Below are 15,739 nucleotides of genomic sequence, written 5' to 3' on the forward strand. Positions count from 1 at the left end.
CGCGTCGTGGGTGTCACGCCCAGCGGAAGCGGACCTCGTCGCCGGGGCGGGCCTGGGCCAGCCGGTCGGTGTCGGCGTCGACGACCACCCCGATCACCGGGTAGCCCCCGGTGACCGGGTGGTCGGGCCCGAAGACCACCGGCCGCCCGTCGGGCGGGATCTGGATGGCGCCCCGCAGCGCACCCTCGCTGGGCAGCTCGCCGCGACCGGCCGCCTCGAACGCGGGACCGGCCAGGCGCACGCCGACGCGGTCGCTCTCTGGCGCCACCCGCCACGCGGAGCGCACCAGCGCATCGGCGTCGCGCACCCAGTCCGCCCGCGGCCCCGGCACCACCCGCAGCACCGGCACTGCGTCGTACGACGCCGGCGGGACGGCGTCGACCAGCATCGTGCCGCCCGGTGCCGGTCCCACGGCGAGCCGGTCCCCGGCCGCGAGCGGCGCGGGTCCCAGCGCGGACAGGGTGTCCCGCGACGCCGAGCCCAGCACGGGCGCGACCCGGAACCCGCCGCGCACCGCCAGGTAGCTGCGCAGCCCCGACCCGGGCGTCCCCAGTCGCAGCCGCTGGCCGGGGCGGAGCGCGAGCACCGCCCCGGTCGGCTCCCGCCGGCCGTCGCGGTCGACCTCCACCGGCGCGCCCGTCACGCTCACCCAGCAGGTGCCCGTGGCCTCGACCTCCAGCCCGCCGAGCACCACCTCCAGCGCCGCGGCCCCGGCGTCGTTGCCGAGCAGCCGGTTCGCCAGCCCGTACGACGACCGGTCGGCCGCGCCGCTGCGCCCGACGCCGACGCCGGCCAGGCCGACCCGGCCGGCGTCGGTGACCAGGCAGGGCCCACCGACCGCGCGCACCACCAGCGCACTCACCGGCCCGCCTCCGACCTGACCGAACGACCGCCCGAACGACCGCCCGAACGACCGCCCGAACGACCGCCCGAACGACCCACGTCGACGAAGCGCACCACGGCCCCGGGGACCAGCAGCGCGGGCGGCTCCCGGTCGACGTCCCACAGCGCCAGGTCAGTGCGACCGATCAGCTGCCAGCCACCGGGCGACGAGCGCGGGTACACGCCGCTGAACTCGCCGGCCAGCCCCACCGAGCCGGCCGGCACCGCGGTGCGCGGCGTCCCCCGACGCGGCACGCGGAGCCGGGCGTCCCCGCCGACGAGGTAGGCGAACCCGGGCGCGAAGCCGCCGAAGGCCACCCGCCAGGCGGTGCCGGTGTGTGCGGCGACCACCGCGTCCGGGTCGAGACCGGTCAGCCCCGCCACCTCGGCGAGGTCCGCGCCGTCGTACACCACCGGGATCTCGACCTCGGTCCGCGCCGCCGCGACCGCTGCCCCACCAGGAGGCGGCGCGTCGGGGCCGGGCGCCCGATCCGCGCCCGCGACCACCTCCGACACCAGGGCCCGCAGCCGCTCGAGGTCGACGCCGGGCCGGGCGACGAGCAGCACCGTCCGGGCACCCGGCACCACGTCCTCGACGAGCTCGTCGAGGACGCCCGGTCCCCCGCCCGCCGAGCGCAGGGCATCGATGCAGGCGAGCACGGCAGCCGTGTCGGCGACCTCGAGCAGCAGCGCCCGGTCGCCGTAGGGAAGGACGCGCGCGCTCATGCGAACGGCGCCACCGTCAGCCCGGCCTCGGCCAGCGCCGCGCGGACCGCGGCCGCCAGCGCCGGCGCGCCCGGGGAGTCGCCGTGGATGCACAGGGAGCCGACCTCGCCGGCCTCGACCAGCGCCAGCGCCTGCTCGGCGACCTCCTCGGGTCGGGTCAGCACGGCACCGGGCTCCGATCGCGGCACCAGCCGGCCGTCGGGGCCGTACGCGCGGTCGGCGAAGCCCTCGGCGACCACCGGGAGCCCGGCCGCGACGGCGCGCTCGAGGAGGACCGACCCGGGGAAGCCGAGGATCGGGACCCGCCCGAAGTCGAGGACGGCCGCCACCACCGCATCGGCCTGCTCGGGGTGGGTGGTCACCGCGTGGTAGAGCGCTCCGTGGGGCTTGAGGTAGGCCACCTTCGCCCCCGCGGCCCGGGCCAGCGCGTCCAGCGCGCCGAGCTGGTAGAGCACGTCGGCGGCCAGGTCGTCGGGAGAGACGTCGATGAAGCGGCGGCCGAAGCCGGCGAGGTCGCGGTAGCCGACCTGCGCGCCGATGCTGACGCCCAGCCCCGCGGCCACCGCCACGGTGCGACGCAGGGTCGCCGGATCACCGGCGTGGAACCCGCAGGCCACGTTGGCGCTCGTCAGATGGGGCAGCAGGCGCTCGTCGTCGCCGAGCTCCCAGCGCCCGAAGGACTCGCCGACGTCGGCATTGAGGTCGACCGTCCAGATCTCGGACAGTCCGTCCGCTCCTCGGCCGGCGCCGCTTCGTTCCGTCACCGAACTATGGTGACGTATGCCGCAGCACAGCGCGCAGTGAGACGCCCGTCACGTCCCTTCCACCGGAGGTTACTGACCGGTATCTTCCGAGGGAGGCTTGACCCCCACAGCCATCCATTCACTAGGGAGACGACGCTCGTGCAGCACATCCTCGACGCCATCCTCGCCGAAGGGACCTCCGCGGAGGACTTCGCCAACCTGGAGCTTCCCGAGTCCTACCGGGCGGTCACCGTCCACAAGGACGAGGTCGACATGTTCGACGGCGTCCCCTCCAAGGAGAAGGACCCCCGCAAGTCGCTGCACCTGGACGAGGTGGCGCTCCCCGAGCTCGGCCCGGGCGAGGTCATCGTCGGCGTGATGGCGTCCTCGATCAACTACAACACCGTGTGGACGTCGATCTTCGAGCCGGTCTCCACCTTCGGCTTCCTCGAGCGCTACGGCCGGATCTCACCGCTGACCAAGCGGCACGACCTGCCGTACCACATCGTCGGCTCCGACCTCTCCGGCGTGGTGCTGCGCACCGGCCCCGGCGTGACCAAGTGGAAGGCCGGCGACCGCGTCGTCGCGCACTGCCTCTCGGTCGAGCTGGAGTCCGCCGACGGTCACAACGACACGATGCTCGACCCCGAGCAGCGGATCTGGGGCTTCGAGACCAACTTCGGCGGCCTCGCCGAGGTGGCGATGGTCAAGGCCAACCAGCTGATGCCCAAGCCCGAGCACCTGACCTGGGAGGAGGCCGCCTCGCCCGGCCTGGTCAACTGCACGGCGTACCGGCAGCTGGTCTCCACCAACGGCGGCAACATGAAGCAGGGCGACAACGTCCTGATCTGGGGTGCCTCCGGCGGTCTGGGCGGCTTCGCGACGCAGTACGCGCTCAACGGCGGCGCCACCCCGATCTGCGTGGTCTCCAACGAGGAGAAGGCGCAGATCGTGCGCAACATGGGCGCCGAGCTGGTGATCAACCGCTCCGAGATGGACTTCAAGTTCTGGAACGAGGACGGCACCGAGCAGAACCCGAAGGAGTGGCAGCGCCTGGGCAAGGCGATCCGCGAGCTGACCGGCGGCGAGGACATCGACATCGTCTTCGAGCACCCGGGCCGCGAGACCTTCGGCGCCAGCGTCTACGTCACCCGCAAGGGCGGCACCATCACCACCTGCGCGTCGACCTCGGGCTACATGCACGAGTACGACAACCGCTACCTGTGGATGAACCTCAAGAGGATCATCTCCAGCCACTTCGCCAACTACCGCGAGTCGTGGGAGGCCAACCGCCTGATCGCGAAGGGCAAGATCCACCCGACCCTGTCGAAGACCTACCGCCTGGAGGAGACCGGCCAGGCCGCCCTCGACGTGCACCACAACAAGCACCAGGGCAAGGTCGGCGTCCTGGCACTGGCCCCGACCGAGGGCCTGGGCGTGCTGAACACCGAGCTGCGCGAGCAGCACATCGACAAGATCAACCTGTTCCGCGGGATCTGATCGACCGATCGACGCGTGGCTCCCGGCGCTCCGGCGCTGGGAGCCACGTTACTTTTTCGCGCAGTTCCGGTACGGCGTATGTGAAGTGCCGGATCGATCGGGGATCATGGTCCGGTCCCCCCGATCCCCCACAACGCACGGAGACTTCCCCCGATGAGTGACCAGGGTCTGTCCATCTTCGACGAGCCGGACGACGAGTCCGGCACGGCTTCCAAGGGGCGCACCGCGACCTCCACCGACGACTCCCAGCCGACCCAGGTGATCCCGACCGTCACTCCTGAGTCCCCGAAGCCCACCTCCGCCCCCGCATCGCCCCCCGCCGCCCGACCCACCGCCGCGAGTCCGGCGCGCCCGGCGCCGCGGGTGCCGCCCGCGGCGGCCGCCAGCACCCCCGGCCCCGCGGGGAACCCCGGCGTGCTTCCGGTCGTCCGGCGGGGCGGCTACGACCGCGCCGCCGTGGACGCCCAGATCCGCCAGCTCTCGGCCGACAAGGCGACGCTGTCGGAGAAGCTCGGCGCCGCCGAGGGCCGCGCGAAGGGCCTGGAGAAGGAGCTCGAGAAGGCCAAGGCCGACCTGGCTGAGAACGAGAGCCCCTCGTACGCCGGTCTCGGCGGCCGTGCCAGCGCGATGCTGCGCCTGGCCGAGGAGGAGGCCGCCGAGGTCGCCGCCGCCGCCGAGCGCGACGCTGCCGAGATCCGCGAGCAGGCCAACCGTGACGCCAAGGCGATCCGCGCCGAGGCGACCCGCGAGGCCGACGACATGCGTGCGGTCCAGCTCCGCGAGCTGGAGGACAACCGCACCCGCCTGCTCGCCGATGCCGAGCAGGAGCGCGCGCTCGCCAAGAGCGAGGCCGAGGACGTCCTGGCCTCCGCCCGCCGCGAGGCCGATCAGCTGCGGCTCGCCGCCCAGCAGGAGTCCGGGGAGCTGCGTGCCGCCGCGCAGCGCGAGGTCGAGCAGGCCCGCGCCGCCGCCGACCGCGAGGTTCAGGAGGCCCGTCGGATGCTGGCCGTGGAGAAGGAGCGCCTCGCCCGCGAGGCCACCGACCACCACAACAGCGCCGTCGCCGAGACCCGCCGCCTGGTCGAGGAGGCCGAGGCACGGGCGACCGCGGCCGAGGACCGCGCGGCCGACGCCGCCAAGCAGGCCGCGAGCAACCGCGCCGCCGCCCAGAGCGAGTCCGAGGCCCTGCTCAGCCGCGCCCGCCGCGAGGCCGAGCAGATCGTGGCGTCCGCCCGGACCCAGGCCGAGGCGATCACCGCCAGCGGCGACGCGGAGGCCCAGCGCGAGCTGGCCAAGACCCGCGCCGAGCTGGACCGGCTCACCAAGCGCCGCGACTCCATCACCGCCCAGCTGGCCTCGCTCGCCGAGCTGGTCGCCGGGTTCGGCGAGGACGAGAGTTGATCGGCGGCCGGCACGGGGACGAACCCTCCGCACCGACCTCCCAGGGGCCCGCCGCGGCCCCGGTGGACGACGCGGCTCCGGCTCCCGTCCCCGCGCCGGCCCCCTACGGCACGCCGGGCCAGCCCTTCGACCGGCGTTCGCCGTTCTTCATGGGCTTCACCGGCGGCGCCGGCGCCCTGCTGGCCTTCGTGCTCTTCGGAGCACTGATGAGCATCAGCTCGGTGCTGCTCCTCGTCGTCGTCTCGTTCTTCCTCGCCGCCGGCCTGAACCCGTCGGTGGAGTTCCTGGAACGTCGCGGGCTGACCCGCTCCTGGGCCTGCAGCGCGGTCACGGTGGCCGCGCTGTCCCTGGTCGCCCTGTTCATGGTCGCGATCGTCCCGGTGATCACCGACCAGGTCACGGCGTTGACCCAGAACGTGCCGGGCTGGCTCGAGCAGCTCAACGAGAACGAGCGGATCCAGGCACTCAACGACGAGTACGACATCATCGACAAGGCGGAGTCGTTCGTCACCGACGGCGACTTCATCTCCGGCCTGTTCGGCGGGGCGCTGGGCTTCGGCCTCAGGATCGTCTCGGCGCTCTTCAACGCCTTCGTGATCATCGTGCTCACGCTGTACTTCCTGGCCTCCCTGCGCACCACCACCGGCGCGATCTACCTGCTGGCGCCGGCCTCCCGCCGGGACCGGGTGGCCAAGCTCGGCGACAAGGTGATCCACAACATCGGCGGCTACGTCTCGGGCGCGTTCGTGGTCGCGATGGCCGCCGGCTTCTCCTCGCTGGTCTTCCTCTGGTTCACCGACGTCCGCGAGTACGCCGTCGCGCTGGCCTTCGTGGTGGCCGTGCTCGACGTGATCCCGATGATCGGCGCCACCCTGGGCGCGGTCATCGTGACCGCGATCGCGTTCGCCACCGACGTGCACAGCGGCATCGCCTGCATCGTCTTCTACGTCGTCTACCAACAGCTCGAGAACTACGTGATCTATCCGCGGGTGATGAGCAAGTCGGTGGACCTGCCGGGCGCGGTGATCGTGATCGCGGCACTGGTCGGCGCCGCGCTGCTCGGCGTGATCGGTGCCCTGCTCGCCATCCCGGCGGCCGCCGCCGTGGTGCTGGTGCTGCGCGAGGTCGTGGTGCGGCGCCAGGACCTGCGCTGACGCTGCTGCCGGCGCGCCGGCGCCGGACGGCGCAGGTGCGCGCACACCCGGCGTGAGCCGGCCGGGGCCCTCCCGTGGCCGGCGCTCGCCCGCGCCACCCGCCGACACCTCAGACGGTCACCGGCTCCGGCGCGACGACTGCCCGCTCCCCCGCCTTGACCAGCACCACGCCGCCCAGGATCAGCAGGCCGCCCAGCAACTGCACCGGACCGGGCAGCTCGGCCAGCAGCAGCCACGCCCAGAGCACCGCGAAGACCACCTCGCTGAGCGCGACGAACGAGGCCACCCGGGACCCCAACGCCCGCGCGGCGCCGATGCCGGTGACGTAGGAGAGCGCGGCGGTCAGCACGCCGAGCAGCAGCACCGGCACCCACCACGACACCGTCGCTCCGGCGTACGACACCGGATCGAGCGAGGCCACCATCGGCAGCGCACCGACCAGCCCGAGCAGGCCCAGGGCGAGGCCGCCGACCACCAGGCCACCCGCGGCGAGCGCGAGCGGCGGCAGGCCGTCGGCGTCGTCGGCCGAGATCAGGAAGTACGCCGCCGCGCCGACCATCGCGGCCAGGGCCCAGGCGATCCCGAGCGGGTCGAGGTCGGCGCCGGAGAAGAGGTCGAGGACGAGCAGCAGGCCGAGCGCGGCGACCGCAGCGCCGGCGACGGTCAGCCGCCCCGGGCGCTGGCCGTGCCGCGCCCACAGCCAGCCGACCACGGCGACCGGTGCGGCGTACTCGATCATCAGCGCCGGCCCGACCTGCAGGTGCTGGACGGCGGAGAAGTAGCAGAACTGCGCGCCCGCCACGGCGAGCAGGCCGTAGCCCACGATCCTGCCCGCGTTGCGGCGCAGCAGCCCCCAGCGACCGCGCAGCGCCGCCAGCCCGAAGGGCAGCACGACGAGGGCGCCGATCGCGATCCGCAGCCCGACCACGGCACCCGGGCTCCACCCGGCGCCGAGCAGCGGGCGGGCCAGCGCACCAGAGAGCGCGAACGAGGCGGCCGAGACGAGGGCCAGGCCGAGCCCGCCACTGCGCCGTCCGCTGTCCCCCCTGCCCGGACCACCGGGTGCGAAGTCTCCCCGCGCCGCGGGAGTGTCATGGGTCATTGCCGCCATGGCAGATGACGCTACGCCGGGGCATGTAACCTGTCAAAGTGGCTTTCGCTCATGACACCCAGGTCGCGCTCCAGGCCGCGGCAGCGCTCGCCAACAGCGCCGAGACACCCGAGACGCTCACCACCGTCGCCGACCTCGACCGGTTCTACGCCGAGTTCGACTACACCGGCCGTCACGACCGCGACGCCGCGGAGCTCGCCGCGGTGCAGGCGGTGCGCGCCGACCTGAGGCGCCTGCTGCTCGCGGACCGCGACGACGCCGCCGAGCTGGTCAACGCGATGCTCGCCGAGCACCGCGCGCTGCCCCAGCTGGTCCGCCACGAGCCCGAGGACTGGCACATCCACGCCGTCGCCCCCGACCGCCCCCTGGCCGAGCGGATCGTCGTGGAGACCGCGATGGCGATGATCGACGTGATCCGGGCCGACGAGATGTCCCGGCTGGGCACCTGCGCCGACGACGAGTGCGCCGGGGTCGTCGTGGACCTCTCCCGCAACCGGTCGCGCCGGTTCTGCTCGACCACGTGTGGCAACCGCAACGCCGTCGCCGCCTACCGGGCCCGCCTGGCCGACGACTGAGGAGACCGGGCGCCGACGGCCGCGGTGTCCGCGCCGAACCGGTCGCCGGGCGGCATCAGTCCCGGGCGAACCGTCGTACGGCCTCGGTGAAGATCTCCGGCTGCTCGGAGTGCACCCAGTGCCCGGCGTCCTTGATCACCAGGCGCCGGTTGTTCGGGAACCAGCGGTCCATCGCGGGCTCGTACTCCTCGGTCACGTACGACGATCGTCCGCCGGCGACCCACAGCACCGGACCCCCGAACGGGGCGACGCCGTCGAGCCGGTCCTCGGGCCAGTCCGCGATCGCCGGCAGGTCCCGCTCCAGCAACGGCAGGTTGGCCTGCCACCGCCAGCCCTCGCCGGCCGCGTCGCGCCGCAGGTTCTGCAGCAGGAAGGCACGCACCGCCGGGTCGGGTGCCACCGGGGCCAGGAGCTCCTCCGCCTCCGCACGGCTGCCGAGGGTGGACAGGTCGATCGCGTTGAGAGCGTGCGGGTAGCGGGCCAGTCCGCCGGGCGTCTCGGCGTAGCGCACCGGCGACATGTCCGAGACCACCAGGCGGCGCACCAGGTCGGGACGGGTGAGCGCGAGCAGCATGGCGACCTTGCCGCCCATCGAGTGGCCGACCACGGTGGCCGACCCGTCGGTCGGGACCACCTCTGCGACCCGCCGGGCCACCTCGAGGTAGTCGAAGCGCTCGGTCCACGCGGAGCGGCCGTGGTCCGGCAGGTCCACCATCACGATCCGGTGCTCGTCGGCCAGCGCCTTGCCGACGCTCTGCCAGTTGCGGCCCTGACCGAAGAGGCCGTGCAGGAAGACGATCGGTGAGCCCTGCGCGCCGAGGGTGAGGGTGTGCAGCGCCACGCACCCAGTCTCCCAGACGCGGCGGCCCCGGACGTGGCGGCCCCGCACGCGGCGGGCCGGCAGCTCCCGCACGCCGAGGGGTTGCCCTCCGCCCTCAGCGCGCGCACACTCCGAAGTCCCCCGCCCGAGCCGGTTCACCGACGCACCCGCCGGAGGATCGGACGCGCCTCCCCCGAGGAGTGTCATGCCCCGTCTCCGCCGCCCGCTCCGCGTGGTCGCCGCGCTCACCCTCCTCGGCACCGCGCTGGCGCTGGCCTCGCCCGCCGGGCCCGCCACCGCCGACGTGGCGACAGCCCCGGCGACAGCCCGGGAGACGGCGGCGGCGGCCGCGGCGACGACGAGCACGGAGCTCCCGCTCCGCCCGCTCACCGCCCGGGCGGGGTGCCGGCGCACCTGCTTCGGCGCGATCTCGGTCAACCCGAGGACGGGCATCGCCTACGAGGTGCACAACACCACCACCCGGGCCGCGGCGGTCAAGCGGGCCCAGCGCACCTGCCGGACGAAGTCGGCGGAAGGCCGCTGCTTCAAGGTCGTGTGGGTGAGGAACGGCTGCGCAGCGGTGGCCGCCCGGGTCCAGCGCGAGGAGGTCGTCGAGTGGGCCGGCCGGGCGGCGCGGACCGAGCGGGGCGCCGTACGGCAGGCCAAGCGGGCGGTGCGCGGCCCGGGCACCGTGCGGAAGTGGATCGCCTTCTGCACCGCGGTCCGCCGCTAGCCGCACCCGGCCAGGACGACCCCAGGAACGACGATGGGCGCCGGTGCGGTCCGGCGCCCATCGAGGTCCCACGGTGGAGCGAGCACGCGGCTACGCCCCGGCTGCTCAGTACCGGTGGAAACCGACCTTGGTCTTGCGGCCCAGCTCTCCGGCCGCGACCTTCGCCTCCAGCATGGCCGCGGGAGCGAAGCCGGGCTCCTTGAACTCGGCGTACAGCTCCTTCTGGATCGCCAGGGAGACGTCGTTGCCGACGACGTCCAGCAGCTCGAAGGGACCCATCGGGAAGCCCGCGGTCTCCTTGATCGCGGCGTCGATCGTCGCCAGCTCGACGCCGCTCTCGGCGAGCAGCACCGCGTCGTTGAGGTAGGGGAAGAGCAGGCAGTTCACGATGAAGCCGGACCGGTCCCCGCAGGAGACGGCGACCTTGCGGACCTTGGCGCACAGCGCCTTGACGGTCTCGTCGACCTCGGCCGAGGTGGCGGGCGTGGTGACCACCTCGACCAGCTTCATCACCGGCGCCGGGTTGAAGAAGTGCATGCCGATCACGTCGGCCGGGCGGTCGGTGGCCGCGCCGAGCTGGGTGATCGAGAGCGAGGACGTGGTGGTGGCCAGGATCGCGCCCTGCTTGCAGATGCCGTCCAGGTCGCGGAAGAGGTCCAGCTTGACGTCGAGGTCCTCGGCGATGGCCTCGACCACGATGTCCACGTCGGCCAGCGCCTCGCGCGCGGTGGCACCGGTGATCCGACCGAGGACGGCGACCTTGTCCTCCTCGGTCGACTTGCCCTTCTCGATCGCGCGGTCGAGGTTCTTGGTCACGTAGCGCGTGACGCCGGCCAGCTTCTCCTCGCTGCGGCCGACCACGACCACCTCGTAGCCGCTCTGCGCGAAGACCTGGGCGATGCCCGACGCCATCGTGCCGGTGCCGACGACGCCGACGGAGGCGATCTCGCGCTTGAGCTCGGGCGCCTCGGCGCCGGCACCCGCGCCGAGCTCGGCGAAGGTGCCACCCTCGGCGGCGAGCCGCTCGAGCAGCTCCGCCGGCTGGTGCAGGTGGTCACCGGTCTCGGCGTACCGCTTCGCCAGGCGGTCGCGGACGGTGCCGGCACCGAGCTCGTCGATCAGCGTGAGCGGCCCCTGGGCGTAGCCGCAGCCGAAGACCATGCCGGCCTCGATGTCGGCCACGGAGGCGTAGGACGCCTCGTACATGCGCACCGCGTGGTTCAGGTACGGGAGAACCAGCGTGTCGAAGATCTCGTGGGGGGAGGTCATGCGCGGCAGTGTGTCACTCCCCACAGCGCTTGGCTACCAGTGAGTAACCATTCGAGACGCACGTCACGCCCGACCGGACGCGGTCGTCGCCCCGGACCTGCCAACAGGTAGCCTCGGGCGCTGTGAGAATCGTCGTCGCGCGCTGCCAGGTGGACTATGCCGGAAGGCTCACCGCCCACCTCCCGATGGCCACCCGGGTCCTCATGATCAAGGCCGACGGCTCGGTGCTGGTGCACTCCGACGGCGGCTCGTACAAGCCGCTCAACTGGATGTCGCCGCCGTGCACCGTGCGCGAGGGCACGACCGAGGACGGCGCCGTCGAGTGGACGGTGACGGCGAAGGCGACCAAGAACCAGGCGCCTGACACGCTGCGGATCCTGATCGAGGAGATCCACCACGACAGCTCCCACGACCTCGGCATCGACCCCGGCCTGCAGAAGGACGGCGTCGAGAAGCACCTGCAGGAGCTGCTGGCCGACCACCCGGGCAGCCTGCTGCCCGGACTCAGCCTGGTCCGGCGCGAGTTCCCGACCGCCATCGGGCCGGTCGACCTGATGTGCCGCGACGCCGACGGCGTGAGCGTGGCGGTCGAGGTCAAGCGGCGCGGCGAGATCGACGGCGTCGAGCAGCTGACCCGCTACCTGGAGCTGCTCAACCGCGACCCCCTGCTGGCACCCGTGCGCGGCATCTTCGCCGCACAGGAGATCAAGCCCCAGGCACGGGTGCTGGCCGGCGACCGCGGGATCACCTGCGCGGTCGTCGACTACGACGCCCTGCGCGGGCTCGACGACCCCACCGACCGGCTCTTCTGAGCCGGTCCCACCCGGAGCACGCCGTGGCCACGATCTTCCACCTCGCGCTGGCCTCCGACTGGGCCGCCGCCCGGCAGACCGGCTCGTACGCCGTCTCCACCCGCGGGCGCACGCTGGCCGAGGAGGGCTTCATCCACGCCAGCCGCGGCGACCAGTGGCAGGCCGTGCGGGCGGCGTTCTACGCCGACGTCACCGAGCCGCTGCTGCTGCTCCGGATCGACACCGAGCTGCTCGGCGTACCGGTGGTGGAGGAGGCGCCCGCCCCCGGCGCGGTCGAGACCTTCCCGCACATCTACGGCGCACTCCCGACGACCGCGGTGACCGCGGTGATCCCGCTCGATGCCACGACGGTGGGCGAGCAGGAATCCCCGTCCGTGGGCGCGCCCGCACCGGCCGCCGCGGGCGCACCGGGCTTCACCGCGGTCTACTTCCGCGAGATGTTCGCCAACGCCGCACTGGTGCTGCTCGTGCTGGCCATCGGATTCGCCGGCATCCTGGCCGGCGCAGCGGTCGGCGGCGAGGCCGGCCCGGGCGTCGGCGGGCTCCTCGGCACCGCGCTCGGCCTGGCGCTGGCGACGGTGCTCTACCGCCGCCGGGGCTGACCCGGTCGCCCCGGGCCAGCCCCCGCCGACATCCGACGGATCAGGCGCCGGCCACCGGCGGCGCGGTCGGGTCCGCGCCCTCGGCCCCGGCCTCGCGCACCACCCAGTCCTCGATCGCGTTCAGGTCGTCCTTGCTGCGGGTGACCACCGCGAGCAGGTCGCTCATCGTGGCGACCTCCTCGACCTGCTCCTTGATGAACCACTGCATGAACTGCTCGGAGGCGTAGTCGTGCTCCTCGCGGGTGATCCGGATCAGGCCGTTGATCTGGTCGGTGACCGACTTCTCCTGCGCCAGCGCCAGCTCGATCGGCTCGACCACGTCCGCGAAGTCCGACCGCGGCGCCGGGAGGGCCGGGATCTGCACGGCCGCGTCGGTGTCCAGCAGGTACTGCACCATCATCATGGCGTGCTCGCGCTCCTCGAGCGCCTGGCCGTAGAAGAACGAGGCCATCTGGGGCATCGTCAGCGCGTCGTAGTAGACCGCGCAGGCCAGGTACTGGTTGTGGGCGGCGAGCTCGTTGCCGATCTGGACGTTGAGCTGGTCGGTGAAGCGCGTTGCTGCCATGGCGCCAGCCTAGTGGCGCCCGACCGCCTCCGCCTCGCAGGCAAGGCTGTGCTCAGCTGTTCGAAAAAGCCGCCGAGACCGGGGGCTCAGGCCGCCTTGGCCAGCTTCTTCTTCGTGACCTTCTTGCCGTCGAGGCGGACCAGCTCACGCTTCTTGACGGTGTACCCCTCCGGCAGGGTGCCCTCCTTGAGCATGCGGATCGGGCAACGTCCGCAGCGCGACTTCTTCACGCAGCACTTGGTCTTCGGAATCCGGGCCTTGCCCGCCTTCTTCCCCTTGCCCATGCCACGACGGTAACACGAGGATAGGCGAGCCTTACCTCTGTCGCCCCGGTCGACGGAACGCCCGCGCTCCCCCGCGCCCCGGGCGCCCTAGGGTGGCGCGGTGATCGAGATCTGGCTCAACCCCGCCTGCTCCAAGTGCCGCACCGCCGTGAGCGAGCTCGACGCGGCCGGCAGCGACTACGTCGTACGCCGCTACCTGGACGAGCCGCCGACGGTCGCCGACCTCGCCGACGTGCTCGCCCGACTCGGGCTGGAGCCCTGGGAGATCGCCCGTACCGCCGACGCCCGCACGCTCGGGGTGACGCTCCCGCCGAAGGCGAGCGGGCACCGCGACGAGTGGCTGCGCCTGATGGCCGACCAGCCGCGCCTGATCCAGCGCCCGATCCTGACGGCCTCCGACGGCACCACGGTCGTCGGCCGCGACGCCGAGTCGCTGGCCCGCGTCATCGCGGCCGGCTGACCGCCCTACGGCCGCGCTCGGCGTCAGTCCAGGCCGTTGGCCGCGCGGATCACGTCCACGATGCCGCCCATGATCTCGGTGAGCCCGAAGTCCTTGGGGGTGTAGACCGCGGCCACGCCGAGCTCGACCAGGCGCTTGCCGTCGGAGTCGGGGATGATCCCGCCGACGATGACCGGCACGTCACTCATGCCCTGGGCGCGGAGCCCGTCGAGCACCGCGGGCACCAGCTCCATGTGCGAGCCGGAGAGGATCGAGAGGCCGACGCAGTGCACGTCCTCGGCCACGGCGGCGGCGACGATCTGCTCCGGTGTGAGCCGGATGCCCTGGTAGATCACCTCGAAGCCGGCGTCGCGGGCACGCACCGCGACCTGCTCCGCGCCGTTGGAGTGGCCGTCGAGCCCCGGCTTGCCGACCAGCAGCCGCAGCCGACCGCCCAGCTCCTCGCCGGTGGTCCTGACCCGCTCGCGGACCGTGGTCAGCTCCGCGCCCGCCTCGGCGACGCCGACCGCACCGCTGACGCCGGTCGGCGCTCGGAACTCCCCGAACACGCCGCGCAGCGTGGCCGCCCACTCGCCCGTGGTGGCGCCCGCGCGGGCCGCGACCAGCGTCGCGGTCATCAGGTTGGCGCCGGACTTGGCATCCGCGGCCAGCCGCTCCAGCGCGGCGTCCACCGCGGACTGGTCGCGCTGGGCCTTCCAGGCCTCCACGGAGGCCAGGGCCGCCTTCTCCGCCTCCGGGTCGGCGACCATGATCGCCGAGTCCAGGTCGGCGGTCAGCGGGCTCTGCTCGGTGGTCTCGAACCTGTTCACGCCGACGATGACCTCCTCGCCGGCCTCGATCCGGGCGCGCCGAGCGGCGTGGGAGGAGACCAGCTCCTGCTTCATGTAGCCGGAGTCGACCGCGGCGATCGCGCCGCCCATGGCCTGCACGCGGTCGATCTCGGCCTTCGCGCCGGCGACCAGCTCGGCGACCTTGGCCTCGATGACGTGCGAGCCGTCGAAGATGTCGTCGTACTCGAGCAGGTCGGACTCGAACGCGAGGACCTGCTGCAGCCGCAGGGACCACTGCTGGTCCCAGGGTCGCGGAAGCCCGAGCGCCTCGTTCCAGGCGGGCAGCTGGACCGCGCGGGCGCGAGCGCTCTTGGAGAGCGTCACGCCGAGCATCTCCAGCACGATCCGCTGGACGTTGTTCTCGGGCTGGGCCTCGGTGAGGCCGAGGCTGTTCACCTGCACGCCGTACCGGAACCGACGCATCTTCGGGTCCTGCACGCCGTAGCGCTCACGGGTGATCTCGTCCCAGAGCTCGACGAAGGCGCGCATCTTGCACGTCTCCTCGACGAACCGGACGCCGGCGTTGACGAAGAAGGAGATCCGGCCGACGACCTTCTCGAAGTCCTCCTCGCTGACCTGGCCAGCGTTCTTCACCGTGTCCAGGACGGCGATCGCGGTGCACAGCGCGTAGGCGAGCTCCTGGGTCGGCGTGGCGCCCGCCTCCTGCAGGTGGTAGCTGCAGATGTTGATCGGGTTCCACTTGGGGATGTTGTTGACCGTGTAGGCGATCATGTCCGCGGTCAGCCGCAGCGAGTGCTCCGGGCCGAAGACGTAGGTACCCCGCGACAGGTACTCCTTGATGATGTCGTTCTGGGTGGTGCCGGCCAGCTGCGCGGCGACCTCCTCCGGCGTCGCGTCGGGGTTCTGCTCCTCGGCGACCACCTGGTACATCGCCAGCAGCCACATCGCGGTCGCGTTGATCGTCATCGACGTGTTCATGTCGGTGAGCGGGATGTCGGCGAAGAGCTTGCGCATCTCGCCCAGGTGCGGCACCGGAACGCCGACCTTGCCGACCTCGCCGCGGGAGAGAGCGCTGTCCGGGTCGTAGCCGGTCTGCGTCGGCAGGTCGAAGGCGACCGAGAGGCCCGTCTGCCCCTTGGCGAGGTTGCTCCGGTAGAGCGCGTTGGACGCCTCTGCGGTCGAGTGACCGGCGTAGGTCCGCATCACCCAGGGGCGATCCTTGGGGTGGTTGACCTGGCCGTCGGCGGACGCGGGAGTGGTGCTCATGTGCGCAGCCTAGGACGATTCGATACTCGCTGGTAACACCGTCCG

At 72.8% G+C, this 15,739-nt stretch carries 17 protein-coding genes; 8 read left to right on the forward strand and 9 right to left on the reverse strand.

The genetic code is table 11. The features are described from left to right. Positions 1-13: 13 nt before the first annotated feature. From E8D34_RS03515 to E8D34_RS03525, 3 genes are read right to left on the reverse strand one after another with little or no spacing between them, the layout of a single operon-like run. Positions 14-862 carry a biotin-dependent carboxyltransferase family protein gene (locus tag E8D34_RS03515; protein WP_206056536.1) on the reverse strand — a complete coding sequence of 283 codons (849 nt, stop codon included), beginning with the start codon at positions 860-862 and terminating at the stop codon, positions 14-16. Continuing rightward, a complete protein-coding gene (locus tag E8D34_RS03520; protein WP_136593196.1) occupies positions 859-1,608 on the reverse strand; it encodes an allophanate hydrolase subunit 1 in 750 nt (249 codons plus the stop codon). Before E8D34_RS03520 ends, E8D34_RS03515 begins: the two co-directional genes overlap by 4 nt. Further along, on the reverse strand, positions 1,605-2,324 hold the full coding sequence (locus E8D34_RS03525; protein WP_136593386.1) for a 5-oxoprolinase subunit PxpA: 720 nt from the start codon (positions 2,322-2,324) through the stop codon (positions 1,605-1,607). The genes E8D34_RS03520 and E8D34_RS03525 overlap by 4 nt, the downstream gene beginning before the upstream one ends. A gap of 186 nt (positions 2,325-2,510) precedes the next feature. Here E8D34_RS03525 and ccrA point away from each other — a divergent pair, with 186 nt between their 5' ends. From ccrA to E8D34_RS03540, 3 genes are all read left to right on the forward strand, one after another. Continuing rightward, entirely contained in the window at positions 2,511-3,851 is a 1,341-nt protein-coding gene (gene ccrA / locus E8D34_RS03530) for a crotonyl-CoA carboxylase/reductase (protein WP_136593197.1), read from the forward strand. A gap of 153 nt (positions 3,852-4,004) precedes the next feature. Beyond that, positions 4,005-5,252, forward strand: a complete 1,248-nt coding sequence (locus tag E8D34_RS03535) for a hypothetical protein (RefSeq protein WP_136593198.1) — start codon at positions 4,005-4,007, stop codon at positions 5,250-5,252. Between the two features lie 62 nt (positions 5,253-5,314). Further along, the gene (locus E8D34_RS03540) at positions 5,315-6,406 is read left to right on the forward strand and encodes an AI-2E family transporter (RefSeq protein ID WP_240771070.1); all 1,092 of its coding nucleotides are present in this window, start codon (positions 5,315-5,317) and stop codon (positions 6,404-6,406) included. A gap of 109 nt (positions 6,407-6,515) precedes the next feature. On the opposite strand, the gene E8D34_RS03545 is transcribed toward E8D34_RS03540, so the two are convergent. Continuing rightward, a complete protein-coding gene (locus E8D34_RS03545) occupies positions 6,516-7,508 on the reverse strand; it encodes a DMT family transporter (RefSeq protein ID WP_206056537.1) in 993 nt (330 codons plus the stop codon). Positions 7,509-7,555: 47 nt separating this feature from the next. Here E8D34_RS03545 and E8D34_RS03550 point away from each other — a divergent pair, with 47 nt between their 5' ends. Next, complete coding sequence (locus E8D34_RS03550; protein ID WP_136593200.1) at positions 7,556-8,092, forward strand: CGNR zinc finger domain-containing protein; 537 nt, start codon at positions 7,556-7,558, stop codon at positions 8,090-8,092. Positions 8,093-8,147: 55 nt separating this feature from the next. Here the strand turns inward: E8D34_RS03550 and E8D34_RS03555 are convergent, their stop codons facing one another. Beyond that, the gene (locus tag E8D34_RS03555) at positions 8,148-8,933 is read right to left on the reverse strand and encodes an alpha/beta fold hydrolase (RefSeq protein WP_240771071.1); all 786 of its coding nucleotides are present in this window, start codon (positions 8,931-8,933) and stop codon (positions 8,148-8,150) included. 184 nt (positions 8,934-9,117) lie between these two features. On the opposite strand from E8D34_RS03555, the gene E8D34_RS03560 reads away from it, so the two are divergent. Then, positions 9,118-9,645, forward strand: a complete 528-nt coding sequence (locus E8D34_RS03560) for a DUF4189 domain-containing protein (protein ID WP_136593202.1) — start codon at positions 9,118-9,120, stop codon at positions 9,643-9,645. 105 nt (positions 9,646-9,750) lie between these two features. On the opposite strand, the gene E8D34_RS03565 is transcribed toward E8D34_RS03560, so the two are convergent. Continuing rightward, complete coding sequence (locus tag E8D34_RS03565) at positions 9,751-10,914, reverse strand: 3-hydroxyacyl-CoA dehydrogenase family protein (protein WP_136593203.1); 1,164 nt, start codon at positions 10,912-10,914, stop codon at positions 9,751-9,753. Positions 10,915-11,036: 122 nt separating this feature from the next. On the opposite strand from E8D34_RS03565, the gene nucS reads away from it, so the two are divergent. Both nucS and E8D34_RS21020 read left to right on the forward strand, forming a co-directional pair. Then, positions 11,037-11,726, forward strand: a complete 690-nt coding sequence (gene nucS, locus E8D34_RS03570; RefSeq protein ID WP_136593204.1) for an endonuclease NucS — start codon at positions 11,037-11,039, stop codon at positions 11,724-11,726. A 23-nt stretch (positions 11,727-11,749) separates the two neighbouring features. Beyond that, entirely contained in the window at positions 11,750-12,328 is a 579-nt protein-coding gene (locus tag E8D34_RS21020) for a DUF952 domain-containing protein (RefSeq protein ID WP_206056538.1), read from the forward strand. Between the two features lie 40 nt (positions 12,329-12,368). On the opposite strand, the gene E8D34_RS03580 is transcribed toward E8D34_RS21020, so the two are convergent. Both E8D34_RS03580 and E8D34_RS03585 read right to left on the reverse strand, forming a co-directional pair. Beyond that, entirely contained in the window at positions 12,369-12,893 is a 525-nt protein-coding gene (locus E8D34_RS03580) for a ferritin (RefSeq protein ID WP_136593205.1), read from the reverse strand. An 86-nt stretch (positions 12,894-12,979) separates the two neighbouring features. Beyond that, positions 12,980-13,177: a hypothetical protein gene (locus tag E8D34_RS03585; protein ID WP_136593206.1), complete on the reverse strand. Its 198-nt coding sequence runs from the start codon at positions 13,175-13,177 to the stop codon at positions 12,980-12,982. Positions 13,178-13,277: 100 nt separating this feature from the next. On the opposite strand from E8D34_RS03585, the gene E8D34_RS03590 reads away from it, so the two are divergent. After that, positions 13,278-13,637 carry an ArsC/Spx/MgsR family protein gene (locus E8D34_RS03590; protein WP_240771072.1) on the forward strand — a complete coding sequence of 120 codons (360 nt, stop codon included), beginning with the start codon at positions 13,278-13,280 and terminating at the stop codon, positions 13,635-13,637. A 23-nt stretch (positions 13,638-13,660) separates the two neighbouring features. Here E8D34_RS03590 and E8D34_RS03595 read toward each other — a convergent pair whose 3' ends face one another. After that, positions 13,661-15,694, reverse strand: a complete 2,034-nt coding sequence (locus E8D34_RS03595; protein WP_136593207.1) for a protein meaA — start codon at positions 15,692-15,694, stop codon at positions 13,661-13,663. Between the last annotated feature and the right edge of the window lie 45 nt (positions 15,695-15,739).

This window comes from Nocardioides sp. GY 10113 (assembly GCF_004919105.1).
Taxonomy (GTDB): Bacteria; Actinomycetota; Actinomycetes; order Propionibacteriales; family Nocardioidaceae; genus Nocardioides.